21 protein-coding genes are annotated in these 23,495 nt (G+C 64.1%); 9 read left to right on the top strand and 12 right to left on the bottom strand.

Translation table 11 applies throughout. The features are described from left to right. Positions 1-166: 166 nt before the first annotated feature. A complete protein-coding gene (locus tag B5D62_RS05375; protein ID WP_085932756.1) occupies positions 167-1,144 on the top strand; it encodes a Bug family tripartite tricarboxylate transporter substrate binding protein in 978 nt (325 codons plus the stop codon). A gap of 489 nt (positions 1,145-1,633) precedes the next feature. Further along, positions 1,634-1,972, top strand: a complete 339-nt coding sequence (locus B5D62_RS05370) for a cupin domain-containing protein (protein ID WP_085932755.1) — start codon at positions 1,634-1,636, stop codon at positions 1,970-1,972. A 78-nt stretch (positions 1,973-2,050) separates the two neighbouring features. Here B5D62_RS05370 and B5D62_RS05365 read toward each other — a convergent pair whose 3' ends face one another. The 6 genes from B5D62_RS05365 to B5D62_RS05335 form a co-directional block, all read right to left on the bottom strand. Beyond that, a complete protein-coding gene (locus B5D62_RS05365; RefSeq protein ID WP_139373727.1) occupies positions 2,051-3,493 on the bottom strand; it encodes an L-lactate permease in 1,443 nt (480 codons plus the stop codon). Positions 3,494-3,611: 118 nt separating this feature from the next. Further along, positions 3,612-4,607 carry a LysR family transcriptional regulator gene (locus B5D62_RS05360; protein ID WP_085932753.1) on the bottom strand — a complete coding sequence of 332 codons (996 nt, stop codon included), beginning with the start codon at positions 4,605-4,607 and terminating at the stop codon, positions 3,612-3,614. A gap of 102 nt (positions 4,608-4,709) precedes the next feature. After that, a complete protein-coding gene (locus tag B5D62_RS05355) occupies positions 4,710-6,434 on the bottom strand; it encodes an N-acyl-D-amino-acid deacylase family protein (protein WP_085932752.1) in 1,725 nt (574 codons plus the stop codon). 128 nt (positions 6,435-6,562) lie between these two features. Next, on the bottom strand, positions 6,563-6,850 hold the full coding sequence (locus B5D62_RS05350) for a hypothetical protein (protein ID WP_085932751.1): 288 nt from the start codon (positions 6,848-6,850) through the stop codon (positions 6,563-6,565). 339 nt (positions 6,851-7,189) lie between these two features. Continuing rightward, positions 7,190-8,308, bottom strand: coding sequence for a PepSY-associated TM helix domain-containing protein (locus B5D62_RS05340; protein ID WP_139373726.1), 1,119 nt, complete (start codon positions 8,306-8,308; stop codon positions 7,190-7,192). 100 nt (positions 8,309-8,408) lie between these two features. Further along, positions 8,409-10,544: a TonB-dependent siderophore receptor gene (locus B5D62_RS05335; protein ID WP_170920794.1), complete on the bottom strand. Its 2,136-nt coding sequence runs from the start codon at positions 10,542-10,544 to the stop codon at positions 8,409-8,411. A 159-nt stretch (positions 10,545-10,703) separates the two neighbouring features. On the opposite strand from B5D62_RS05335, the gene B5D62_RS05330 reads away from it, so the two are divergent. Beyond that, positions 10,704-11,540 carry a helix-turn-helix domain-containing protein gene (locus B5D62_RS05330; protein ID WP_085932747.1) on the top strand — a complete coding sequence of 279 codons (837 nt, stop codon included), beginning with the start codon at positions 10,704-10,706 and terminating at the stop codon, positions 11,538-11,540. Here B5D62_RS05330 and gatA read toward each other — a convergent pair. The 3 genes from gatA to B5D62_RS05315 form a co-directional block, all read right to left on the bottom strand. Beyond that, positions 11,534-13,006 carry an Asp-tRNA(Asn)/Glu-tRNA(Gln) amidotransferase subunit GatA gene (gene gatA, locus B5D62_RS05325; RefSeq protein WP_085932746.1) on the bottom strand — a complete coding sequence of 491 codons (1,473 nt, stop codon included), beginning with the start codon at positions 13,004-13,006 and terminating at the stop codon, positions 11,534-11,536. The genes B5D62_RS05330 and gatA overlap by 7 nt on opposite strands. A gap of 3 nt (positions 13,007-13,009) precedes the next feature. Next, positions 13,010-13,327, bottom strand: coding sequence for an Asp-tRNA(Asn)/Glu-tRNA(Gln) amidotransferase subunit GatC (gene gatC / locus B5D62_RS05320; protein ID WP_085932745.1), 318 nt, complete (start codon positions 13,325-13,327; stop codon positions 13,010-13,012). A 65-nt stretch (positions 13,328-13,392) separates the two neighbouring features. Continuing rightward, on the bottom strand, positions 13,393-15,903 hold the full coding sequence (locus B5D62_RS05315; RefSeq protein ID WP_085932744.1) for a cation:proton antiporter: 2,511 nt from the start codon (positions 15,901-15,903) through the stop codon (positions 13,393-13,395). 81 nt (positions 15,904-15,984) lie between these two features. On the opposite strand from B5D62_RS05315, the gene ruvX reads away from it, so the two are divergent. Further along, the gene (gene ruvX / locus B5D62_RS05310; RefSeq protein WP_085932743.1) at positions 15,985-16,461 is read left to right on the top strand and encodes a Holliday junction resolvase RuvX; all 477 of its coding nucleotides are present in this window, start codon (positions 15,985-15,987) and stop codon (positions 16,459-16,461) included. Here ruvX and B5D62_RS05305 read toward each other — a convergent pair whose 3' ends face one another. Together B5D62_RS05305 and B5D62_RS05300 are read right to left on the bottom strand one after the other, a co-directional pair. Beyond that, positions 16,462-16,872 (bottom strand): hypothetical protein, encoded by a 411-nt coding sequence (locus B5D62_RS05305; protein WP_085932742.1) that lies wholly within the window; start codon positions 16,870-16,872, stop codon positions 16,462-16,464. Between the two features lie 15 nt (positions 16,873-16,887). Continuing rightward, entirely contained in the window at positions 16,888-17,553 is a 666-nt protein-coding gene (locus B5D62_RS05300; RefSeq protein ID WP_085932741.1) for a TIGR02466 family protein, read from the bottom strand. A gap of 45 nt (positions 17,554-17,598) precedes the next feature. Here B5D62_RS05300 and B5D62_RS05295 point away from each other — a divergent pair, with 45 nt between their 5' ends. Next, the gene (locus B5D62_RS05295; protein ID WP_139373725.1) at positions 17,599-18,207 is read left to right on the top strand and encodes a YceI family protein; all 609 of its coding nucleotides are present in this window, start codon (positions 17,599-17,601) and stop codon (positions 18,205-18,207) included. Positions 18,208-18,214: 7 nt separating this feature from the next. After that, complete coding sequence (locus B5D62_RS05290) at positions 18,215-18,751, top strand: cytochrome b (protein WP_218190947.1); 537 nt, start codon at positions 18,215-18,217, stop codon at positions 18,749-18,751. Here the strand turns inward: B5D62_RS05290 and B5D62_RS05285 are convergent. Next, positions 18,740-19,834 (bottom strand): citrate synthase/methylcitrate synthase, encoded by a 1,095-nt coding sequence (locus tag B5D62_RS05285; protein WP_085932738.1) that lies wholly within the window; start codon positions 19,832-19,834, stop codon positions 18,740-18,742. The two genes, B5D62_RS05290 and B5D62_RS05285, sit on opposite strands and share 12 nt — an antisense overlap. 86 nt (positions 19,835-19,920) lie before the next feature. Here B5D62_RS05285 and B5D62_RS05280 point away from each other — a divergent pair, with 86 nt between their 5' ends. From B5D62_RS05280 to pyrC, 3 genes are read left to right on the top strand one after another with little or no spacing between them, the layout of a single operon-like run. Continuing rightward, a complete protein-coding gene (locus B5D62_RS05280; RefSeq protein ID WP_085932737.1) occupies positions 19,921-21,126 on the top strand; it encodes a citrate/2-methylcitrate synthase in 1,206 nt (401 codons plus the stop codon). A gap of 60 nt (positions 21,127-21,186) precedes the next feature. After that, positions 21,187-22,152 carry an aspartate carbamoyltransferase catalytic subunit gene (locus B5D62_RS05275; RefSeq protein WP_085932736.1) on the top strand — a complete coding sequence of 322 codons (966 nt, stop codon included), beginning with the start codon at positions 21,187-21,189 and terminating at the stop codon, positions 22,150-22,152. Continuing rightward, positions 22,149-23,495: a dihydroorotase gene (pyrC, locus tag B5D62_RS05270; protein WP_085932735.1), complete on the top strand. Its 1,347-nt coding sequence runs from the start codon at positions 22,149-22,151 to the stop codon at positions 23,493-23,495. Before B5D62_RS05275 ends, pyrC begins: the two co-directional genes overlap by 4 nt.

The raw sequence follows: 23,495 nt of genomic DNA, 5'->3' as shown, positions 1-23,495 counted from the left end.
CAAACCTCCAGATCTAGTGGCGGGCAGAGCTCGATTTGCAAGCGCCATTCTAGGGCAGGTCCGGCGCAGGCCCGATTCCGGCCCTCAACGGCCCGCTCGAACGGTTCGTGCTTTTCCATGCACAGGGGCTGAAGTAACGTCTGGTCCAATAAGGCAGGGAGGAAAAATGACTGTTATTGGCAGGCGGTCGGTTCTGGCCGGCACCGCAGCCGCGTTGTTTGCTGTGCCTCGTCCCGGAAGGGCCCAGGGCGAATGGCCGAAAGGCCCCCTCAAGATCGTCGTGCCCTTCCCACCCGGCGGCTCGGCCGATCCTGTTGCCCGCATCCTGCAGGCCAAGCTGATCGAGCTCACCGGCTGGAACGTCGTCGTCGAGAACAAGCCAGGCGGCACCGGCGTCGTGGGCGCGGCAGTGGTGGCGAAGTCGCCGCCGGACGGCCAGACTTGGATGCTGACCTTCGACAGCCACATCCTCAATCCGGCCTTCGCCGCGGGCCTGCCGTACAAGGATTCCGAGCTCTTCAATGTGATGGAAGTCGGACGGACGCCACAGGTCGTCGTCGCCCATCCGGACCGCCCCTACAGAACCCTTGCCGAGGCCATTGCCGACGCCAGGAAACATCCCGGCAAGGTCAGCATGGGAGTGCTGGGCGCCAGCCAGGCACTGGTCCTGATGACGCTGCTCAAGAAAGAGAACGACGTCGATCTCAATCTGATTCCCTACAAGGGCGGCGGCCCTCTCAATCAGGACATTCTGGGCGGCGTGACGGATATCGCCATCGGCAGCCTCACCTCGCTCAGCCCCCATATCCGCTCGGGCAAAGTGCGGGCGATCGGCGTTACCAGCGAGAAGCGCACGCCGGCGCTGCCAGATACGGCGACGCTGATCGAGCAAGGCATCAAGACCTACCCCTCCTACTCGTGGTGGGGAATTTACGTTCCGTCCGGAACGCCGGGCCCGATCATCGACCGCATGCATGCCGAACTGACCAAGGCGGCGCGTTCGCCCGACGTGACCCAGAAGTTCGTCGAGCAGTTCAACATGGAAACCCTGACCACATCGCCCGAGCAGTTCGCCGCCTACCAGAAGAGCGAGCAGGAGCGCTGGTTCAAGGTCATTAGGGACAACAACATCCAGGGCGATTGACCAAGGCCCGTTCCAGCGGCACCTCATCTCGCTGGACCGCGGGCCTCCGGCACGCTCACCATACCCGCGGCGAGAAGGATGAGCGGGCTGGAAGCGCTGTCGATGCACGCTCCAACGGCACTCACCCTGAGGAGCGGCCGCAGGCCGCGTCTCGAAGGGGGGCAGCAAGCACCACGTTTGCTTTCCACCCTTCGAGACGGCGCTGCGCGCCTCCTCAGGGTGAGGTTTAGTTTTGAGGCCCGCGAGAGAACCTCAATTAGGTCTCGCCCGTTCCGGTGGGAGGCTGGCCCGGGCGCCCGCGCAGCAGCACGGACCTGTCGGAGCGCTGGCATCGCCGTCTGCCCCTTGGCATCATGCCTCGACTGAACCGGCGGTGGTCGACACGGTTTCTGAGGGTCGCCTCCGACGGATCCGTCGAGCCGAGAAAGCCCGCGTACACGGAATGGGCGCGAGTGCTACGCGGTGTCATGCGCCCAAAAGGAGGAAGCCATGGCTGGCGTCGGAACCGAGAAGGTCTTCGAGAACGACAAGGTCATCGTGTGGAACTTCACCCTCGCTCCCGGCGAGGAAACACCGATCCACACGCATGAACATGCCTACATGTGGTACGCGATCGAAGGCGCTCCGCTTCAGATCTTCGACAGGGACGGCAAGGATCTCGGTACGCTGGAAGTGCCGACGGGCGCCGTCTATTCGCTGAAATACGACAACGGCTTCCTGGAAGTCCTTTCCGAGCCGGGCAAGGGAATGCGGGTCCCCGCCACGCACAAAGCCCGCAACGCCGGCAGCAAGCCGTATCGGGAAGTCCTGGTCGAATATAAGTCGTAGAACGACATGGCGCCGCGCCGGCCAGGACTCGGCGCGCTGGAACATCGACGGCGCCGGAAGCGCTTCGGCGTCGTCGGATCAACAAGCCAGAGCTATCGTTGCGCCGATCAGAATGACCAACGGTATCACGCCTAGTGGCCACGCATGCGCGTAGGCCGAGCGTTCGAGATCTGGCCTGCCGACAAGGGCACACCCCATTGCCAGTCGTACCGGGCTGAGCATGGTCGCTGCTGCCGCGGCTACGTTCTGGACAGCTGCGAGCCACGACAAGCTTAAGTGGGTCGCTTGGGCGAGAGCGGCCTGGGCGGGCATCAACAGCCCGTTGGTTGCGCTGCTGCTGCTCGTTATGAAGCCGAATAGACTTGCAAGTACCGGTGTTGCCAGCACGGCAGCAACACCTAGTGACGACCGCAGACCGCCGGCAATGCCGCTCGCGACGCCTGACGCCACCATCACCTGTGCCATAGCAAGAAACAGCACGATAGTGGCTACTGCCTTCTTCCCACGCCGCCATGCGCTCACGAAGGCGGCACCGATCGGTTCTCCCCTAAAAAGCGCCGTCATGAGCCCGACAGCCAGCAGCCAAGAACCGGGATGCAACAATGGGAGCCATATGGCACCATCGGCAAACGGACGGACCACGACCGCGTGGCTGAGGAACTGGTTTACCGGCTGAATGGCCCTCGTTGCCGCTAGCCCTGCGATCAGTATCGCATAGGGTACTCCTACGTGGAACGCGGTCCGCCAACAGCTACGACCTGACAATAAGTCGAACACGAATCGAGCGGCGATCAGCGGTCCGAGTGCTGCCATGGCCGCGACCTCGGGGCCGATCTTCATATTGGCAAGAATAAGAAGCGCAACCGCCATCATCGTAAAGGCCGCTTCGCTTATGAAATCGCGGCAGCTTCCGCTTACTCCGGCGGCAGCTGCGAGGCGCCAGAACAGGCAAAGCCACGTAAATAGCAGGAGTCCGGTAAGCTGAGCGCTGTGCAGCCCAAGGATGCTCGGAGAAAGCCCAGCGAGTTCCGCGCCCACGATCGTGCCATTCGCCAGGGCACCCCAAGGCACCATCACCTGACTGAAAAGGCCAAAGATCACGCCGTTCATAGGGGTGACTTCAATGCGCTTCAGGACAGGAGCGATTGTGACCTGACCTAAGCCAAAGCCCGTTGCCGCCTCGGCGAAAGGGCCAACAAGAAAGCAGCTGCTGTAAAGTTGTTGCCGCCGCAGCGCGATCGGAATCGGCCCCAGCTCAGTCGCGTCCGTTGCGCCGGAGATGGCTTCTCGAAAGAAAAGTCCCCCCAGGATGACGGCCCCGACAAGTAGGCCGAGCCATACCCCGCGAGCCATTGCGAGCACGGCCTGCGGAGCGGTGAAAGAAGAATTGGGTGCGGATGTCAGCACCACCACGATTGCGACCGCGAGGCCACAACATCCGGCCTGAGCTGATGAAGCCCGACCCGAAACAATCAAAGCTGCGACAATGAAGATGGGCAAAGACCACACAAAATACGCCACCCATCTCGCTCCATCAGTGATGGCTTTGTTCCATCAAGAGTGACGACGGATAGTTCAGGCAACAAATACTTAAAAAGCCTATTCTCCAGAAGGATTTCTTATGTGCTGAGAGCAAGTGCTAGGCGGGCTCCAGCTTGCGTCCAGGCCTGCTTGAGGGCTTGAGACAAGGTGCTTGTCTCAAGTGTACATGCGGTTTGGGCACACCCGGCCATACACCATCCGCAATGACCTGGCCGCAGACATCGCGGACGATATCTACCATCGCCCGCTGAGCTCGCGTCTGTGGTCGTCGTGACGACGATACCAGGGCGGCATGACGCTCGATCACGGGATTGATAATCCGCCGCGCGACGAGGGTACCCGCCGCAAGCTCTCGTCGAACGGCAGCGAGCGGCAGGAGCGTATGGCCCAAGCCCGCCTCGACCATGCTCTTGAGCGTGGTAAGAGCATTGATCTCTGCCTTCACCCGCGCCGCCTTCCCACACACCAGGAAAGCCGTATCATCAAGCTGTCGCCGCAAACCATGCGGTTGGCTCGACATGAGCAAGTCAAGTTGACTAAGGTCGACGAAACGGATCTCGTTGCCATGGAGTGCTGCGTCTGCAGAACTGATCAAGTACAATTCGTCAACGATCAATGGCGTAAGGTCCAATCTCTCCGCGTCGGTGACATTGAACAGTATGGCAAGATCGAGCCGCCCTGCTTCGAGCCATTCGTGCAAGAAGCCACTGTGACTTTCCACCAGCCGCACGGTTAGTTGCGGATATTCGGTAAATGCGGCTCGGAGCAGAGGTACGCCCAAGAAGGTCGCGACGGTCGTTGGTAAACCGATTGCCACGTGCCCGGCAACCGCGCCTCTGGAATCACTGATGGCCTCCCGCGCCCTTTCGATATCCTGAAGCACCACAAGCGCATGCTGGAGTAACGTCTTGCCCGACTCCGTCAGCCGAACACCGCGTGGTCCACGTTCGAGCAGTCGTGCGCCAAGTTCGCGCTCCAGCGCCAAGACGTGCTGACTAAGAGCCGGCTGCGCGATTCGTAGGTAGCGCGCAGCCGCAGTCAGGCTGCCTTCACGAGCGATGGCCGTGAAATAGCGCAGTTGGCGTAAGTCCATCGACTATCATAAGAACATCGTCTGGACTCCGACCAGATGGAATTTTTTCCTTTGCCTGATATACGTTGGAGCCGATCCAGGAATTTCCTTCTCGAGCTCTTCTCAGGCCACCACAGTCCGCGCGCCGCGCACCAGCTTTCCGGGCAGCGCGCCGGTCGCTTCGCCATCGCGATAGGTGACGGTGCCGGAGACGATGGTGGCGCGATAGCCCTTCGCCCGCTGCAGCAGGCGCTTGCCGCCGGCCGGCAGATCCCACTTCATCACCGGCGCCTCGAGGCCGAGCCTGTCGAAGTCTATGACGTTGAGATCGGCCTTATAGCCGGGCGCGATGCGTCCGCGATCTGCGAGCCCGATGGCCAGCGCATTGTCGAGCGTTTGTCGCCTAACCAGCCAGGAAACATCGAGCCGGTCACGCTTGCGGTCGCGGCCCCAATGGGCCAGCAGCGTCGTCGGGAAGGAGCCGTCGGAGATCAAGCCGACATGGGCGCCGCCATCGCCCAGCCCGATCAGCGTGTGCGGGCTCTGCATCATCTCGCGACAGCAATCGAGATTGTAGGCCGCGTAGTTGGCGAAGGGTGCGAAGATGAAGTTCTTGCCTTCACCCTCGATCAGATAGTCGTAGACGACTTCGCGAGGATCTCGGCCTTCGCGACGCGCGCGAGCACCGAGAGAACTCTCCTGCGGCGGTTCGTAGTCGGGCGGATCGCCGAGCGGGAACATGCGATCGTAGTCGGTCAGCCGCGCCGCCATCTCCGAGCGCAGCGGCTCGTGCGATTCCTCCAGGATTTTCGCCCGGAAGGCCGGATCGCGCAGGATCGCCAGACGCTCGGCGACACTCTTGTGCGCGATCTCCTTGTACGAGCGGCACATCGAGAACGGAATGCGGCTGGCCTGTAGCCCCTGCAGCACGCCGATCGGCCGTGGTGCCACCTGCGCCTTGGCGACATGCCCTTTCGCCGCCAATCCCTCCACCAGCCCCAGCAGACGACGCCAGCCGTCGGGCCGGCTGTGCCGCTGCGCCAATGAAACCGAGAACGGCCTGCCACTGGCTGTCAGCAACCGGTCCAACATCTCGAACTCGGTTTCGGGATTGGGCGTATTGAAGTCGGAGATGAATTCGATCACGCCCGAGCCCGCATCCTTCATGCCAAGGGCGATGCCGAGAAGCTCCGCCTCCGACGCGAGCAAGGACGGCGTCGGATCGCCCTTCACGGTGCGATGATTGAGGGTGCGCGACGTCGAGAAACCGAGCGCGCCGTCCCGCATGGCCTGTGCGGTGAGTGCGCGCATGTGCGCGACCTCCTCCGCCGTCGCCTCCTCCAGGCGCGCCGCCCGCTCTCCCATCACGAACACCCGCAGCGCCCCGTGCGGAAGCTGGGCGCCGAGATCCATGTCGCGCGGCCGCCGCTCCAGCGCATCGAGATACTGGCCAAAGGATTCCCACGACCAGGCCAAGCCCTCGTGCAGCGCGGCGCCGGGAATGTCCTCGACGCCTTCCATCAGCTCCACGAGCCGGTCGCGATCGGCGGGCTTCACAGGCGCGAAACCGACGCCGCAATTGCCCATCACCGCGGTCGTGACGCCGTGCCAGCTCGACGGTTGCAGATGCGAATCCCAAGTGGCCTGGCCGTCATAATGCGTATGGATGTCGACGAAGCCCGGCGTCACCAGCAGGCCTTTGGCCGCGATCTCCTCCTTGCCGCGTCCAGCGATGGGGCCAACGGCTGCAATCCTGCCGCCCTTCATCGCGACATCCGCCTCGCGCAAGCCGGTGCCGGTACCGTCGGCGACTGTTCCGCCACGCACGATCAGGTCGTAGTCCGCCATGTCGTTCCTCCGATTTTGCTGCAAGTGTAACGCAATCGAAGGAATGACGGGATCGATCCTGTTCGCTCAGCGGCTCAGGCTGGCCCTGGAACGGCCGGGCGATCGGGAGGCAGCCGCCAGGCGACGCGCTACCGCCAGCGCGCCGAGGTGTAGACGTAGGTCTGTCGGCCACTGCCATAGAAGGCGAAGACACCGACGATGAAACCCAGATCGTAAAAGAAGCCGTTATTGGGAAACTCGTAGATACGGACCTGGAAAAACAGGCTGGCGATCAACGAGAAGAACGAGATGTAGCCGTGCACCAAGCCGAGGAAGAAGCCCGGCAATGGAGCGCCGCCTGAGGGTGGAGGCTGATGAGCACAGGACGCGAGAACCAGCACAAGAGCGGTAACGCCCGCCAGCGAACCCCACCGCATATCCGCCCCCTCTTCTTCCAATAACTGTCAGGCCCTTGAACGCTGCGTTCTCGAGAACGGTCGCGACGCTCGCAGCGTCTCACCGTCTCACGTCACCGGCAAGCAATCCTTGCGGAACAGTTTTACGGAGGCAGGAAAGCTGCCGTCAGTGGCGTGCGGTTCGGTCAATTCCGGCCGCAAGACATGCCCCAATGGCGACAAGGGGCGACGCCAGAGCGAGCCAGGACAACGGCCACCAAACGCCGCCTTCGCCCAGGAGCGCCGACAGGAGGCCGAACACCGTCAATAAAGCGAGCATGATCGGCCATCGCCAGACCGCCGAGTTGCGTGTGGTCATCGTCACCCTCTGCCGGCTTCTACTTCGACCTGATCGCGCTGCCGCCGCTTCGACAGCCAGAGATACAAGCCACTCGCCAGTACGGTGATCGTCACCACATCCAGCAATGCCCAGATCACTTTCAGCGGCAGGCCACCATAGTCGCCGAAATGCAAAGGTCTCGAGACCTCGAGGGCGCGCAGGTACCACGGTAACGTCAGGATCTCCCTCAGTTCACCCGTGTGGGCATCGACCATGACCGGCGTGAGCAGGCGCGCCGTGAGCGGCGTCGTGCCCTTGGTCCAGATCAAGTAGTGATGGGGCGTGCCATAGGGACTGCCGGGAAAGGCAGCGCTCGTCGCGAACCGGTCGGGCATCGCGCCACGGACGGCGGCGAGCGCGGCCTGTAGCGACGAGAGTTCCGGCACCGTCGGCGGCGTTCCGGCCTGGGCCGCCAGAACAGCACGCAAATCTGTGCGCTGCCACAAAGCGAACAGTGGTGTCGTCAACTCGTTAACGACGCCGGTGACGCCCACGACCAGGGCCCAGCTCAGCGTGACGATGCCGAGCAGATTATGCAGATCGAGCCATCGGATCCGCGATCCCTGCCCCTGACGAACCGCACCGAAGGCCAGCTTGCGCATGAACGGTCCATACAGGACGACGCCTGAAACGACAGCCGCGACGAACAACAGGCCGATCACGCCCAGGAACAGCTCGCCACCGAGGCCGACGAAGAGATCGGCGTGCAGGTGAAGCATCCAGTCCACGAACGCTGCGCCAGGAGACTTGCCCGAGCCCGATTCTCCGAGCACCTGACCGGTGCGGGAATCAAACTTGATGAAACGACGGCGCCCCGCGTCCTGGAAGTCTGCCCAGGAGCTTGCCATCCAGACAACGACCTGTGGTTTGGCATCGTCGATAAGGATCGCGGCGACGATCATGTCGGGATGGCGCCGTCGTGCCTCGGCAACGAGATCGTCAATATCCGCCGATGGCGCGTCGGCCGGCAGCTCGGCGCGAGAGCTGCTGTCGTCCAGCCAGTCGCTGATCTCCTCCCGGAATATCAGCGGCAACCCGGTCAGACAGATCACGAGGAGGAATGCCGTGCAGGCCAGGCTTGTCCACTTATGGACGACCATCCACCGGCGCAGCCCTCTGTTGGGCGATCCCGCGGCTGGAGCCGAAGGCCTGGAAGTCGATCCTCTCTTGTCGGAGATGTCGCTATCCCCTGCGCGCTCCTCACCAGCCATAGGTCAGCGTCGCCAGGACAGTGCGCCCCATTCCGTATCGGCAGCCGGTAGCCGAACAGAACGAGACGTATTCGTTGTCACCGATATTGTAGCCGTTCAGTGCAAACCGGATGCCCTTCATGTTGGGATGCGTGACCCCGAAGTCGTAATGCAGCGCGGCGTCGAAGACGACGTAGTCGGGAATCTGAACGGTGTTGGCGTTTGTCGTGTAGGACGTACCGACATAGCGCACGCCGCCGCCCAGACCGAAGCCCGCCAGCGATCCAGTCTGCAGGGTGTAATCGGCCCATAGTGATGCGAGGTTGGCCGGCACGTTGGCGAGACGATTCCCCACGGTGCCGTCGTTGGCGCTGATGATCTTGTTGTCCAGATAACTGTAGGACGCACGAAAATTCAGCCCGTTCTGCAGGCTACCGACAGCCGAGACCTCGATGCCGCGTGACCTCACGGCACCGGTCTGGACGTTGAAGTTCGGATTGCTGGGATCGACGGTGAGAACGTTGGTCTGCACGAGGTTGTAGGCGGAGACGGTAAACATGGCGTTCACACTGTGCGGCTGGTACTTGATGCCAATCTCTTCCTGTTCTCCTCTCGTCGGCTGAAAGGCCGTTCCCGAGGCGCCGGTGCCGATCGTCGGCTGGAACGACGTCGCGTAGCTGGCATAGGGGGCCACGCCACTGTCGAACAGGTAGGTCAGTCCGACGCGGGTCGTGAAGGCGAAATTGCTCTGCGTCGACGTGGTGTTCGTGAGGCGATTCACGGTGTTCGAACTGACTTGGTCGCCGCGGCCCGCCAGCAGAAGCGACCAGCGATCGATGCGCGCCTGTTCCTCGGCATAAATACCCACCTGATCCTGGGTCTGGAACGCGTTCTGGAACACGCTGGGATAGGGAATGAACTGGTAATAGGTAGGCGACAGGATGTTGAGCGTCGGCGCCGTCCCGAGCCTCGTAAGGTTGTTCCAGCTGACATGCTGATAATCGAGGCCACCCAGCAGGGTATGCCGTATCGGTCCCGTTTGAACGTTCGCCTGCAGCTGGTTGTCGACACTGATCGTGTCCAACTGTTCGTTGGCCGTATAGGCCTGACGATTGAGCGTGTAGCCGTTCGACTGCAGCGTCAGTCCCTGAACCGCCGCATAGTCGATGACCATATGGTTGAAGCGGACGTTCTGCCGGGCGGTGATCCCATCGGCGAAACGATGCTCGAACTCGTAACCGACCATCGCCTGCGTGCGATAGAAATGCTCGAAGCCGAGATCGCCGGTGTAGAAATTGCGCGGGATCTGACCGTAGGGATTCGGTTGCAGAGTGCCATTGGTGGGCAGCAAATCCCAGAAGCCGCCCTTGGGATCGTAGAGAAGATTGGCTAACAGCGTGAAGCGCGTGTCGGCATCCGGGGTCCAGGTGAAAGCCGGCGCGATGTTGAGCCGCTGTTCCTGCATGTAGGAGACCTGCGCATCGGTCGTGCGGGCAACGCCGGTCAGTCGGTAGAGGAAATGCCCCTCCTCATCGATCGGACCGCCGACGTCGAACGCGCCCTGAAGGCGGCCGAAGCTGCCGGTCTGGAGTTGCACCTCGTTGACTGGCGTCTTGGTCGGCTTCTTGCTGACCATGTTCACGATGCCGCCGGGCGAAGCCTGCCCGTAGAGCACCGAGGAGGGCCCTTCCAGGATCTCCAGCCGATCGAGCAGATAGGGCTCGACCTTCGGCACCGTCCACGTTCCTGACAGAAGCTTCAGCCCGTCGAGGAACTGGTCGAGGGTGAAGCCACGCGCGGTGATGCTGTCGATGCGGTTGTCGGCATCGTTGCTGGCCTGAACGCCGGGCGCGTATTGCAAGGCCATCCGCAAGGACTGCGATTGCCGCGCATCGAGTTCCTGCCGTGTGATGACTGTCACCGTCTGCGGCGTTTCCAGAAGCGGCGTTCCCGTCTTGGTCGCGCCGACGGATGTCGGGGCGACATATCCCTTCACCTCGTCCGCGCTATCGGCCGTGACCGTGATCGACGGCAAGGTGATCGATGGCGAGGGCGATGGCGTGCCCTTGTTGGCCTTGTCGCCCGAACTGTCCGCGTCCTGCCCCTGCACCGTCGGACCGCCAAGCATCGTCGACAAAGCAATCATGGTTGCGCCGACCGCTGCTCGCGGCGCCGTTCGCCTCTGTGGCTTCATTACGCTCCTCTGCAAGGCCCAAGGCCATGACATCATCTAATTGCGAATGATTATCATTGGCGCTATAGGTCGCGCTTTCGGACGCGGGACGGGAACTATCGAGTTGGGGACATGCGACGACCGATTCAGACCTTGGCCGACATCGATCACCCCGAGCAGCCGGTGGTGCTGGCCATGGGCCGGGCCCGGGCTCGTGAGCCCGCTGTCGTGAGATCCCATCGTCATGAACGGGGCCAGGCGTTGCTGATCTCGACAGGCCTGTTAACCGTGCAGACCAAGTCCGGAAGCTGGGTCGTGCCGGCCGGACACACCTTCTGGATCCCTCCAGACCATGAGCACTCGCTGCGCCTGCACGGAAATCTTTCCGGCTATTACGTCTACGTGGCGCGCTCGATTTGCGCGGGCTTGCCGCGTCAACTCGGCATGGCCAGCACTCCATCGCTCCTGCGCGAAGCCGTGGCGCGGGTCACGTCATGGGCGCACAAGCCCGCCTCGGCGTCCCCCGAATCGCGTGTCGAGGCGATCGTGCTCGACGAGATCGCGGCGCTGCCATTGCAACGTCAGTTCTTGCTCATCCCGACGCATCCGCGCCTGGCCAGGCTGGTCGAGAGGGTCATCGCCGAGCCGGCCGAGGCTCGCTCGCTCGACGTGCTTGCCGACACGTTTGGCCTTTCACGCCGCACGATTACGCGGCACTTCGTCCAGGAGACCGGGCTGACCTTCTCGGCGTGGCGTCAGCGGCTGCGCCTGCTGCAGGCACTCGACCGACTTGCGGCAGGCATATCGGTTACCGACATCGCCTTCGACCTGGGCTATGAAAGCCCGAGCGCCTTCACCGCCATGTTCCGCCGCCACTTCGGCACTTCGCCATCGCGATTCACGCCGCACGGCCCTTCCCAGGATGGACCGATCAGCAGCGGCCGCCCAGCCGCTGCCCTTGATCAGTAACCGGCAGCCCGGCCCTTGAAACCCGCCGCCTTCTCGAGCGCAGCAGCGGCGCGCAGCACCGTCTCCTCGTCGAACGAGCGGCCGATGAGCTGCAGACCGAGCGGCAGGCCGTCCTTGTCGAGATCGACCGGCACGGAGATGCCGGGCAGGCCGGCCATGGAGGCCGGGATGGTGAACATGTCGTTGAGATACATGGTCACCGGATCGTCCATCTTCTCGCCGGCGGCAAACGCGGCCGTCGGCGCGGTCGGCGTCAGCAGCACGTCGCACTTCTCGAAGGCCTGCTGGAAATCGCGGGCGATCAGCGCGCGCACCTGCTGTGCCTTCTTGTAGTAGGCGTCGTAATAGCCGGCCGAGAGGACATAGGTGCCGATCATGATGCGCCGGCGCACTTCCTTGCCGAACCCGGCACCGCGCGTGTTCTCGTACATCTCGGTGAGGTCCTTGCCCGGCACGCGCAGGCCGTAGCGCACACCGTCGTAGCGGGCCAGGTTCGAGGAGCATTCCGCCGGCGCCACGATGTAATAGGCGGGCAGCGCGTACTTGGTGTGCGGCAGCGAGACCTCGACCGGCTCGGCCCCCGCCGCCTTCAGCATCTCCATGCCCTTGTCCCACAGCGCCAGGATCTCGGGCGAGGTGCCGTCGGCGCGGTATTCCCTGGGAATGCCGATCTTGAGGCCCTTCACGTTCGGATCGCGCGCCGCAGCGGCGAAATCCGGCACCGCGAGCGGCGCCGATGTCGAATCCTTGGGATCGTGCCCCGCCATCCCCTGCAGCAGCAGCGCCGCATCCTCGACGGTGCGCGCGAACGGGCCCGGCTGGTCGAGCGAACTGGCGAAGGCGACGACGCCCCAGCGGGAGCAGCGGCCGTAGGTCGGCTTCAGCCCGACGATGCCGCAGAACGAAGCCGGCTGACGGATCGAACCGCCGGTGTCGGTGCCGGTGCTGCCCGGAACCATGTAGGCGGCGACCGCCGCCGCCGAACCGCCGGACGAACCGCCCGGAACCAGCTTGCGGTTGTCGCCTTTGCGCTTCCAGGGATTTTCGACGCCACCGAAATAGCTCGTCATGTTCGACGAGCCCATGGCGAATTCGTCGAGATTGGTCTTGCCGACCATCACCGCGCCAGCCTTCCACAGATTGGCGGTGACCGTGCTCTCATAGGGCGGCACGAAGCCTTCGAGGATATGCGACGCGGCCGTCGTCTGAACGCCCTCGGTGCAGAACAGGTCCTTGATGGCCAGTGGCACGCCTTCGAGCAGGCCCGCCTCGCCCCTGGCGCGACGTTCGTCGGACGCCTTGGCCATCTCCCGCGCTTTGTCCGGCGTCTCGGTGATGAAGGCGTTGAGCGCGCGATGCTCGTCGAGCTTCTTCAGGTGCGCGTCCACCACCTCGACGGCGCTCGCCTCCTTCTTCGCCATTGCGGCCGCGAGGCCGGCGACGGTGAGATCTGTCAGGGCGGTCATGGGCTACTCCACCACTTTCGGAACGGTGAAGAACCCGCCGGCATTGCGGTCGGTCGGATCGATGTAGACGGCTCCGCCCGGCGCGTTGGACAGCACCTTTCCGGCGATGCCGCCATCCGTCACCTTGTCGGCGCGCAGGGGCAGCGTCACGTCCGACACGCTGGCCAGCGGCGGCACATTGCCGGTGTCGACCTCGTTCAATTGCTCGATCCAGGCGAGAATTCCCGACAGCTCACCCGCCAGGGTGCTGAGCTCCTCTTCCGGCACCTTCAGACGGGCGAGCCGCGCAATGCGCGCCACCGTGTCCTTGTCGAGCGACATCCCTCTTGCTCCGAAAACGCTGATCGGCGCGGTTGGTAACCCTTTTGGCTCCAAGGGGCAACCGACTAGGACGCAGCCGGCGCCTCGCTCATGCGGCGCGCGGCCACCGCCTCGATCTCGGCCCGGACGTTTGGTCGCTCCTCGAGCAGCTCGTTGAAGTCCTTCCGGTACAGGACCAGAAGGTGGCAGTAACCGGAGGCGAAGACGTCGGCGTTGCGCGGCCGCGACTCCAGGAGGCCCATCTCGCCGAAGAAATCGCCTTCCTTCAGGGTCACGGTGATCTCGCCGACATGCACCTCGACCTCGCCCGCGGCGATGAAATACATGGCATCGGGCGGGCCGCCCTTGGCCACGATCTTCTCGCCCGGCATGGCGACCAGGGGTCTCAGGCGGCGGCTGACCTCGCGTACCGCGGCACCGTCGAGCGCCGCGAACAGTGGCACCCGGGCAATCATCCCGGCAAGCTCCAGACCCAGATCGAGTGTGGGCCGGCGGGCCACGCCCTTGCGCCGCGCGTTCAGCTGCCGCCGCAGGTCGGCGTAGACCTCGCGGCTGATGATCGACTCCTGCAGGCGGCGCGCATACTCGGCCGCCTCGAAGCGGATGGCGGCGCGTTCGAGCTGGCGATCCCGGATCGATTCGGCATAGCCGGGATATTGCAGCGAAAGCGCCTTGAGCGACCGCGCCACCAGTTCCTGCCGGTCCTTGACCATGGCGTCCAGCCGCGCTTCCGCATCGGCCCCTAATAGATCGGCCACCGAGTTCAAGTTGAAGGCGGCAAGCTCGGCCAGCACGTCCTGGGACACCATCAGGACCTCGAACCGGTCGGCGAGCCATTCCTTCAGCAGACCGTCGAACGCGAAGCGCCGCTGCAGCCACAGACCGAGCCGGAACGAAAAGTGCGGCCGCGTGAAGCTCTGCACCACCTCCAGGTAGCCTTCGGCGCCGCGATCGCGCACGGCATCGATCAGCCGGTCCGCCCGCGCCGACAGGATCGCCACCATCCGCCGCGACAAGGTCTGCTGCTCGAACAGGTCCAGGTAGAGTTCCTTCTCCTGGGTGCAAAGGGTCAGCAGCCCTACCATCACCCGTTCATCGAGCTGGAGTGCGAGCTCGGCCGGCGGCGACTCGATCTCGGCATCGCCGGCCGAGGCAGGATCGACATCGAGCCCGACGACGCGTTCATTGTGCTCGCGAATGATCTGGCGGAGCTGGCGCTGGACGTTCACCCGCGACAGGGCCAACACGCGATCGCGCAGAGCCACTTCCAGCCGGCTGAGCTTGTTGAGCCCCATCGCCCGCATCAGCAGGCCAAGCGTGGTGGCGTTCACCAGCAGGGTGAAAAGGACGAACAGCGTCGCCAGTTCGGCCGTGAACTCGCGCACGCCGGCCGGCAACCGCGTATCCGCCGCGACCACCATCGCCAAGACGATGGTGACGGCGCCGCGCAGCCCGCCCCACACGAGGATGGCCTTGTAATGGCGGTCGACGGGCTGCACGAGGCGCAGCAACTCGAGCAGAGGCAACATGCCGAACACAACCAGCGTGCGCGCCAGCATGGCGCCGACCACCACCGCCAGCAGCCCCCACACGTAGAGCCAGGTGATCTGCGGCAGGAACTGCGCCGCCACCATGGAGGCCAGCACGAAGATCAGGCAATTGCTCCAGAAGTCGAGCTGCCGCCAGATCTGGCGCAACGCCGTCCATTGCCGCGGGTGGAGGTGTGTCGGACCGTAGGCGGCGACGGTCAGGGCCGCCACAACGACGGCCACGACGCCGGACACGCCGAGGTAGTGATCCGCAACGATATAGCTGAGATAGGCAAGGCTGACCGTCACCGAGGAGATCGCGGTATCCGACTCACCGAGCCGCGGCAGGATCACCATCGCCACGCGCGCCAGCACGAAGCCGAAGACCACGCCGCCTAGGAAATCTTCTACGACGGCGAGGATCGGCGCCGTCGCCTCGGCCAGCGGTGCAGTCCCCAGTTCGGGCGAAAACCGCGAGACCAGCAGCTCCATGATGAAGCCGAAGGAGGCGATGGCCACGGCATCGTTCAGCAGCGACTCGCCCTCGGCCAGAATGGACAGGCGCTTAGGCGCGCCGACGTCACGGAAGATGCCGATCACGGCGGCAGGATCGGTGGTCGACACGATCGTGCCGACCAGAAGACAGACAAGGATGTCGGATCCGGTGGCGAGATGGACCACGCCGGCGACCCCGACAATGCATACCAGCACCGCGACGATCGCCAGCAGCAGGACCGCCGACATCTCGTCGATCAAGCGACGCACGTCGATCGTGAGACCGGCGGTGAACAGCAGCGGCGGCAGGAACAGCAGCAAGAAGAGATCGGTGCCGAGCTCCATATGCTGAAGCCCTCTCACCGCATCGCGCAGCAAGCCGTCGAAATCGGCGTGGGCCGAGATCCAGGACGTCCACAGACCCAACCCCAGGCCCGCGACAGCGAGGAGCACCGTGTGCGGCAATCGCAAACGTTCAGCCAGCGGTACCAGCAGGCTGACGATCGTCAGCAGCATGGCAATGGCCAGGATGGTGAAGATGACGTCGCTCACCGCCGCAACTTAACCTGTATCGCCAGCTTGTCGACCCATCCGTGTCGACCGGGCAGCGGACCGCGCCTATAAGAAGTTCCCATGCCGATCATCGATTTTCCCGGCTTGAAGGCAGAACTCACGCGCGACGGCCGCCTGATGGCGCTCGACGTCGGGACCAAGACGATCGGCGTCGCGACCTCCGACCTTCTCAGAACCCTGGCCACGCCGCTCATGCTCCTGAGGCGGAGCAAGCTCGCCGCCGATCTCGCCACGCTGGGCGACCTCGCACGCAAGCACGACGTCAAGGCTCTGGTGGTCGGCCTGCCGCTCAACATGGACGGAAGCGAAGGACCACGCTGCCAGTCAGTGCGCCAGTTCGTCGCCAACATTGCCGCGCATGGGCCTCCCGTTTTGGCCAATCTTCCCGTCGTCATGCAAGACGAGCGCCTGAGCACGGCGGCCGTCACCCGAGGGATGATCGACGATTACGACATGAGTCGGGCGAAGCGAGCGGAGCGCGTCGACGCCGCTGCTGCTGCCTGGATCCTGGAAAGCGCACTGGCGCGCCTGAGATGATTATTTGACCATGATCTCGTGGGTCAGTTCCTCGGTCTCGCCGTCGGCGCGCACGTCGAACGCGATCTCCCAGCGACCGGCGCTCGGGAGCGGCAGCCCCTCGGCGCGATAGCGCCCATCGCGACCACCGCTCAACTTGAGATGCTGCTGAGGCAGCGTCGAGTCATCGACCCGCTCGGCGGCGACGCTTACGAGTTCGGCCGCCTCACCGGTCTTGGTGCAAACATTCATGACCAGAGCGAACGGCTCGCCGCTCTCGATGCGTAGAGGATCGGGGCGGAAGGCGATCATATAGTGCTGGGAAAAGAGCACCCATCCGGTACCGCGGCCGAGATCCATCGGACACTCGGCAAGGGCCGGCCCCGCCAGGAAAGTCACAGCGAGCCCAAAGACGCAAACGACGAAACGCATTTCACACTCTACTGGCTAGCGCCTGGCGTCTGACTTCCTCTTCTCGCCCGCCTTGGCCGACGCTGGGAGCCAGGCATAGTTAAAGCTGATCGAGACCCGCTCTCCCTGGTACCGCGCCGGCGGCACCTCGTGGCGCAGCCAGCTCTCGAACAGCACGACATCGCCGGCCTGCGCCGGCAGATCGACGAAGGCGCGGACGGCCTTCGGGGCGTCGACTCGGCGCGGCGGCGCGGCCATCAGCGAAGCGAGCCGCGGATCCTCGAACTTGAGAAAGCCCGCCCCCTTCGGCACGACGACATAATAGGTGCCGCTGATGAAGGAGCTGGGATGCAGATGGAGGGAATGCACGACGCCGGCCGGCATCACGTTCAGCCAGCAGTCGGTCATGACCAGCTGGCGCCCCGACAAGTCGTAGTGCAAGGCGCGCGCGAACCGGAGCACATGCGGATCGATGGCGCGCCGCAGCTTGTCGAACAGACTCGACACCAGATGCAGCCGGTCGAGCGAGCCGTAGGACGTGTAGCCCCCGAGATAATGCTTCTCCGACCAACGCTGCCCCGCCACGTCCGAGAGAGCGAGCGACTGACATTCGTCGGCCAGATTCTGGTCGAAAACACGCGAGAGATTGCCCCGCAACGGAGCCCGATAAACCAGTGTCGGAAATAACGCCTTGATCGCCATAGCGTGATTTTCCGTGATGCGGGCGCTTCATGCTATGATTTTCCCATGCCATTCGACAGAAACCCCAAATTGGGACGTCGTCGTCTCCTCACGGGCGTGGTGGGGGGAGCAGTCTTGGCCTTGCTGCCGTCATTCCCGGCCCTGGCGATGGAACAGCTCAGGATCGGTGGTGAGCGTGGAACCATCGACTTCTCCATTGGAGACTCGGCGATCTTCCGGACTACCGGCTCGTTCAAGGATTGGCGCGGCATGCTCAATGTCGACGAAAGCAATGTGCGGGCCAGCTCCGTGAGCGTCGAGGTGAATACCAAGAGCATCGAGATGCTGGACCTGCAGCAGACGACCATGCTGAAGGACAGCGATTTCTTCGATGTCGACAAATTCCCCGAGATGATCTTCCGGTCGCGGACGGTCGAGCGTACGGGCGAAAGCACGCTCAAGGTCATCGGCGACGTGACCTTGCGCGGGATCACCAGGCCGATGGTCCTGAATATCTCGGTCACCGATCGTCAACCGAACGCCCCTGCCGGCACGCGCTACGCTCGCTTCCGGGGCGAGGGCAAGATCAATCGCTCGGAATTCGGCATGACCAAGTACGTCGATGTGGTCGGCGATACGGTCGATATCACCATTCGCGCCGACGCCTGGCGCTGAGGCGAGCGTGACGGCGGCGCGCTATCATCCATTCGCGCGTCTGCTGCACTGGATCACAGCTCTCGCGGTCTTCGGCCTGATCGGCCTCGGCCTGTGGATGACCGGCCTGCCGATCGGACTGCCGAAGCTGCTGGCTTATGCCTGGCACAAATGGATCGGTCTTACGGTCCTCGGACTGACCGTCATCCGCCTCCTCTGGCGCCGACGCTCGCCACCGCCGGTTTTGCCCACGACGATCACCCCGTGGGAGCGACGCCTTGCCCCCTGGGGGCACTGGGCGCTGCTCGCCCTGCTGCTTGCCCTGCCACTCAGCGGTTGGCTCATGAGTTCGGCCGGCGGTGTTGCGATCTTCTGGTTCGGCCTCATCCGCGTGCCCGATCTGGTGCCGCGCGACGCCGGCCTGTTCGAGGGGCTGCGTATGCTGCACCATTGGCTGGCGTGGCTGTTGATCGCCATCCTGGCCATCCATCTTGCAGCCGTTGCCCGCCACGACGTCGTGCGCCGTGACGGCATCTTCCGCCGTATGTGGTTCTCAGGCCGCTAGGTTGGGCCGGGGGCCAACATAGTTCGATTGCGGCCGAATGATGCGCCCGCCTTTCTCCTGCTCGAAGATGTGCGCGCACCAGCCAGCAACCCGCCCGGCGGCAAACAATGCCGTGAAGGCCTCGCGCGGTATGTCGAGCGCTTCGAGCAGCAAGGCCGTGTAATATTCGACGTTGGTCTCGAGCCGCTGCCCGGGCTTGTGCTTGCGCAACGCAGCGATGGCGCCCTTCTCGACCTCGGCCGCGAAAGCGAGCCGGCCGGCCGTCGAGGGCAGGCGAGCGACGGCCGCCTTCAGGACGTCAGCACGCGGATCGCGTACCTTGTAGACGCGGTGACCGAAGCCCATCAGCCGTGTGCCTGTGGCGAACGCCTCGTCGAACCAGCCTTCCGCCCGGTCCGCCTCCCCGATCTCGTCCAGCATGTCGAGCACCGGCCCAGGGGCTCCGCCATGCAGCGGTCCCTTCAGGGCGCACAGTCCCGCCAACACCGCCGAGATCAAGCCCGCATGGGTCGACGCCACGACCCGCGCCGTGAAGGTCGAGGCATTGAAGCCATGGTCCGCGACGGTCGCCAGATAGGTATCCAGCCCCTTCTCGAAGGCCTCGCCCGCCCGCTGCCCGCGGATCATACGCAGCAGATCCTGTGCTGTCGTCAGCGATGGATCGGGCGCGACCGCTGGCAGGTCCCTTCGCACATTGAGCAACGCCGCCAGGAATACGGGCAGTGCTCCGCAGACGAGAAAGTGGTGCGGCGTCGGATCGGTATCCGGCAGCATGCCAAGCCCCACCCGCAAAGCCTCGACCGGCGACAATCCCGCGCTCGCTGCCAGGAGACGGGGGACAAGTGCATAGGCATGGACGCGCGCTGCGGCCAAGCCTTCGCGGACGGCCGACTCATCGCCGCCGCCCTTGCCATAGCCTTCCCACAGAAGCGCCGCGACTCCCTCGTAGCCGCGATTGGCGACCAGTTCCTGGAGGCCGTGGCCACGAACGGTCAACCGTCCCGCTTCGCCGTCGACCTCACTCATCACGGTATCCGCGACGATCACGCCGTCGAGGCCACTATCGACACGAGTTTGCAGCATCCGAAGTCCCCTTTCGCAGTTCGAGGGGAACATTCGGCCGAAGGAATATATTGTCAATATTGATTGAATAGATCAATGATAATGGCATGAGCACCGAATGGATCACATCGGCCGAAGCAGCGCGTCGGCTCGGCGTGTCGGCTGCCACGCTGTACGCCTACGTCAGCCGCGGGCTGCTGCGATCGGAAGGCACCGAAGGACGCCGCGAACGGCGCTATCGTGCGGACGACGTTTCCCGGCTGAAGCGGCGCCGCGATGTCGGGCGCAAGGCTGAATCGATTGCTGCCAATGCCCTGGATTTCGGCACTCCAGTCCTCGAATCGGCACTGACCCTGATCGAGAATGGCCGCCTTTACTACCGCGGGCACGACGCGGTCCGGCTCGCCCGCAGCATGTCGCTGGAACAGGTGGCCCAGCTTCTTTGGGAGTGTGACGACCGTCCGTTCGCCGCGAAGAATCTCCCCGCCATGTCTTCAGCGCTGCGGGCCGCCTGGAGCGCCGCTCCGACACTGTCGATCGTCGATGCCTGCCTGATCCTGCTGCCAGCCGCCGCGCGCTGGGATCATCCCAGCTGGGTGGAAGATCGCAGCGCCATGCTCGAGACCGGCGCGCGCATCCTGCGGCTTCTTACGGCGGCGGTGACGATGCAGCCCGTCTCGCCTCTGCCCGTTCACGAGCAGCTGGCCGCCGCCTGGAAAGTCCCGGTGGAGCTCACCCCGGTACTTAGGGCGGCACTCGTGCTCTCGGCCGATCACGAGTTCAACGCCTCGACCTTCGCAGCGCGCGTGGTCGCCTCCACGGGCGCGAATCTTCATGGCTCCGCCATTGCCGGACTGGCCGCCATCAATGGCCCTCGTCACGGAGGGTCAACGCGGCGCGTCGCCGACTTGGTCGACACCCTGAAGGCTGCGACTGATCTCGAAGCGGAACTCGCGCGGCGGCCGTCCGAGCCGATCGACCTGCCGGGCTTCGGCCATCCGCTCTATCCGGACGGGGATGTACGCGCATCACTGCTGCTGACTCTCCTGCACGAGACGCTACCGCACTCGGCTGAACTCGCCTTCGCCGACCGACTGGCCGCGGCGGTGGAAGCGCGAACCGGGCGCAAGCCGAACATCGATTTTGCCACCGTGACCGTGGAACGCAGTCTCGGCTTGCCCAAGGATTCCGCCCTGGCCCTGTTCCTTCTAGGACGAACGGTTGGATGGATCGCCCATGCGCTCGAGCAGGCCGCCAGCGGAGCCCTGATTCGGCCGCGTGCGCGCTATATCGGTCCACGTCCCGCCATTTGAACGTTTTCCCCGAACGCTCCCTTGCAGCGGTACGCCGCGCGTGCTTAACGTCGCGCTTTAGTGACAAACAAACGCGCGGGCGTGCCGAGGTTGCCCCATCTGCTCGGCATCGAAGGTCTGTCGCCTGAAACCATTTCGGGCTTGCTTGACCTTTCCGAAAGCTACATCGACCAGAATCGTTCGGTCGACAAGCGGCGCGACCTTCTCACCGGTCGCACCGTCATCAATCTCTTCTTCGAGAACTCGACGCGCACCCGCACCAGCTTCGAGGTCGCCGCCAAGCGACTGGGCGCGGATGTCATCAACATGGATGTCGCAACGTCGTCGGTGCGCAAGGGCGAGACCCTGCTCGATACCGCCATGACGCTGAACGCCATGCGCCCGGATGCTATCGTCGTGCGGCACGCAGAGTCCGGAGCCGTAAATCTCCTGTCTCAGAAGGTAAACTGCACGGTCATCAACGCGGGCGATGGACAGCACGAGCATCCGACGCAAGCCCTGCTCGATGCACTCACCATCCGCCGGAGGCGCGGCAGCCTGCAGGGCCTCGAAGTGGCGATCTGCGGCGACATCATGCACAGCCGGGTTGCCCGCTCGAACATCCATCTGCTGCAGATCATGGGCGCACGGGTACGCGTCGTCGGCCCGCCGACGCTGATGCCCACCGACATCGACAAGATGGGCGTCGAGGTCCATTACAACATGAAGAACGGCCTCAAGGACGTCGACATCGTCATGATGCTGCGCCTGCAGACGGAGCGCATGCAGGGCATGTTCGTCCCGTCGATCAGCGAATATTTCCGCTTCTTCGGCCTCGACAGCGAGAAGCTGAAGGTCGCCAAGCCCGACGCCTTGATCATGCACCCCGGGCCGATGAACCGCGGTGTCGAGATCGACTCGGAGGTGGCGGACGATCTGGACCGCAGCGTGATCCACGAGCAGGTCGAGATGGGCGTCGCGGTGCGCATGGCCTGCCTGGAAGCCCTGATCGGCGGCCGGCGCAATTCTGTCGGAGCAGCAGCATGAGCGGCGACATCCTGCGCGGTGTACCGCCGCACGCCGGTTCCACCGCCTACATCAACGCGCGGATCATCGATCCGACGGCCGACAGCGAATATACCGGCGCCATCCTGATCAGCGATGGCAAGATCGCCGATTTCGGCCCCAACCTCTTCGCTTCCGGCGCACCTTACGGGATCCAGTCCGTCGATTGTCGCGGCCTCTATCTCGCGCCCGGCATCGTCGACACCCGGGTGCATACGGGCGAACCCGGCGAGGAGCACAAGGAGACGCTGGACAGCGCCGGCGTCGCTGCCGCGGTTGGTGGCATTACCTCCCTGGTCCTCCTTCCCGACACCGAGCCGCCCTTCGATGACGCCTCGCTGATCGAGTTCGTCGCGCGCCGCGCCCGCCAGATCAAGCTGGCCAACATGTATGCCTATGGAGCGCTTACCGTAGGCCTCGAAGGCAAGGAACTGGCCGAGATTGGCCTGCTGGCGGAGGCCGGAGCGGTGGGCTTCACCGACGCCGATCATGCAGTCGGCAACGCCCAGGTCATGCGGCGCGCGCTCTACTACGCCAAGGCGTTCGACGCCTTGATCGTCCATCTGCCGCAGGAGCCAACCTTGTCGAGCGGCCATATGAGTAGCGGCCTGATGGCGACGCGGCTTGGTCTTTCCGGCAATCCGCCATTGGCCGAAGTGATGATGGTCGAGCGCGACATCCGACTTGCCGAGATGACGGGCGGCCGCCTGCATCTCACCAAGATATCGACCGCGGAATCGGTGAAGGTGATCGCCGCCGCCAAGGCGCGGGGCCTCAAGATCACCTGCGACACTGCCGCCCCCTACTTTGCATTGAACGATCTCGCCGTCGGCGACTACCGGACCTTCGGCAAGCTGGTGCCGCCGCTGCGCGGCGAAGCCGACCGCGAAGCGATCGTCGAAGGGCTGAAGAGCGGCGTGATCGACGCAATCGTCTCCGACCATCGTCCCCAGGATCAGGACAGTAAGCGCGTCCCCTTCGCCCAGGCCGAGCCGGGCGGGATCGGACTCGAGACGCTGCTCCCGGTATCGCTCGAGCTGACGCACAACGGTCATCTCACGCTGCCGCAACTTTTCCAGCGCCTGTCGAGCGCGCCGGCGCGGCTGTTCAACCTGCCGGGCGGGAAGCTCGCCAAGGGAGCACCTGCCGACCTCGTGATCTTCGATTCGAGCCTAGCCTGGAAGATCGATCGCACCGATCTCTGGAGCAAGACCAAGAACTCGCCGTTCGACGAACGTCCCGTGCAAGGCAAGGTGATGGCCACCATCGTTGGCGGCCGCACGATCTACCGCGACGATCGCTTCGTGCCGGCAGTGGCGGCCTGA

The sequence above is a fragment of the Enhydrobacter aerosaccus genome (assembly GCF_900167455.1).
GTDB lineage: Bacteria > Pseudomonadota > Alphaproteobacteria > Reyranellales > Reyranellaceae > Reyranella > Reyranella aerosaccus.
This window is presented reverse-complemented; position numbering and strand designations above follow the sequence as displayed.

Bases quoted from the DNA above. Each gene is read 5' to 3' on its own strand.
- B5D62_RS05375 (WP_085932756.1), top strand. From the start codon at position 167: ATGACTGTTATTGGCAGGCGGTCGGTTCTGGCCGGCACCGCAGCCGCG.
- B5D62_RS05370 (WP_085932755.1), top strand. From the start codon at position 1,634: ATGGCTGGCGTCGGAACCGAGAAGGTCTTCGAGAACGACAAGGTCATC.
- B5D62_RS05360 (WP_085932753.1), bottom strand. From the start codon at position 4,607: ATGGACTTACGCCAACTGCGCTATTTCACGGCCATCGCTCGTGAAGGC.
- B5D62_RS05355 (WP_085932752.1), bottom strand. From the start codon at position 6,434: ATGGCGGACTACGACCTGATCGTGCGTGGCGGAACAGTCGCCGACGGT.
- B5D62_RS05350 (WP_085932751.1), bottom strand. From the start codon at position 6,850: ATGCGGTGGGGTTCGCTGGCGGGCGTTACCGCTCTTGTGCTGGTTCTC.
- B5D62_RS05340 (WP_139373726.1), bottom strand. From the start codon at position 8,308: ATGGTCGTCCATAAGTGGACAAGCCTGGCCTGCACGGCATTCCTCCTC.
- B5D62_RS05335 (WP_170920794.1), bottom strand. From the start codon at position 10,544: ATGATTGCTTTGTCGACGATGCTTGGCGGTCCGACGGTGCAGGGGCAG.
- B5D62_RS05330 (WP_085932747.1), top strand. From the start codon at position 10,704: ATGCGACGACCGATTCAGACCTTGGCCGACATCGATCACCCCGAGCAG.
- gatA (WP_085932746.1), bottom strand. From the start codon at position 13,006: ATGACCGCCCTGACAGATCTCACCGTCGCCGGCCTCGCGGCCGCAATG.
- gatC (WP_085932745.1), bottom strand. From the start codon at position 13,327: ATGTCGCTCGACAAGGACACGGTGGCGCGCATTGCGCGGCTCGCCCGT.
- ruvX (WP_085932743.1), top strand. From the start codon at position 15,985: ATGCCGATCATCGATTTTCCCGGCTTGAAGGCAGAACTCACGCGCGAC.
- B5D62_RS05305 (WP_085932742.1), bottom strand. From the start codon at position 16,872: ATGCGTTTCGTCGTTTGCGTCTTTGGGCTCGCTGTGACTTTCCTGGCG.
- B5D62_RS05300 (WP_085932741.1), bottom strand. From the start codon at position 17,553: ATGGCGATCAAGGCGTTATTTCCGACACTGGTTTATCGGGCTCCGTTG.
- B5D62_RS05295 (WP_139373725.1), top strand. From the start codon at position 17,599: ATGCCATTCGACAGAAACCCCAAATTGGGACGTCGTCGTCTCCTCACG.
- B5D62_RS05285 (WP_085932738.1), bottom strand. From the start codon at position 19,834: ATGCTGCAAACTCGTGTCGATAGTGGCCTCGACGGCGTGATCGTCGCG.
- B5D62_RS05280 (WP_085932737.1), top strand. From the start codon at position 19,921: ATGAGCACCGAATGGATCACATCGGCCGAAGCAGCGCGTCGGCTCGGC.
- pyrC (WP_085932735.1), top strand. From the start codon at position 22,149: ATGAGCGGCGACATCCTGCGCGGTGTACCGCCGCACGCCGGTTCCACC.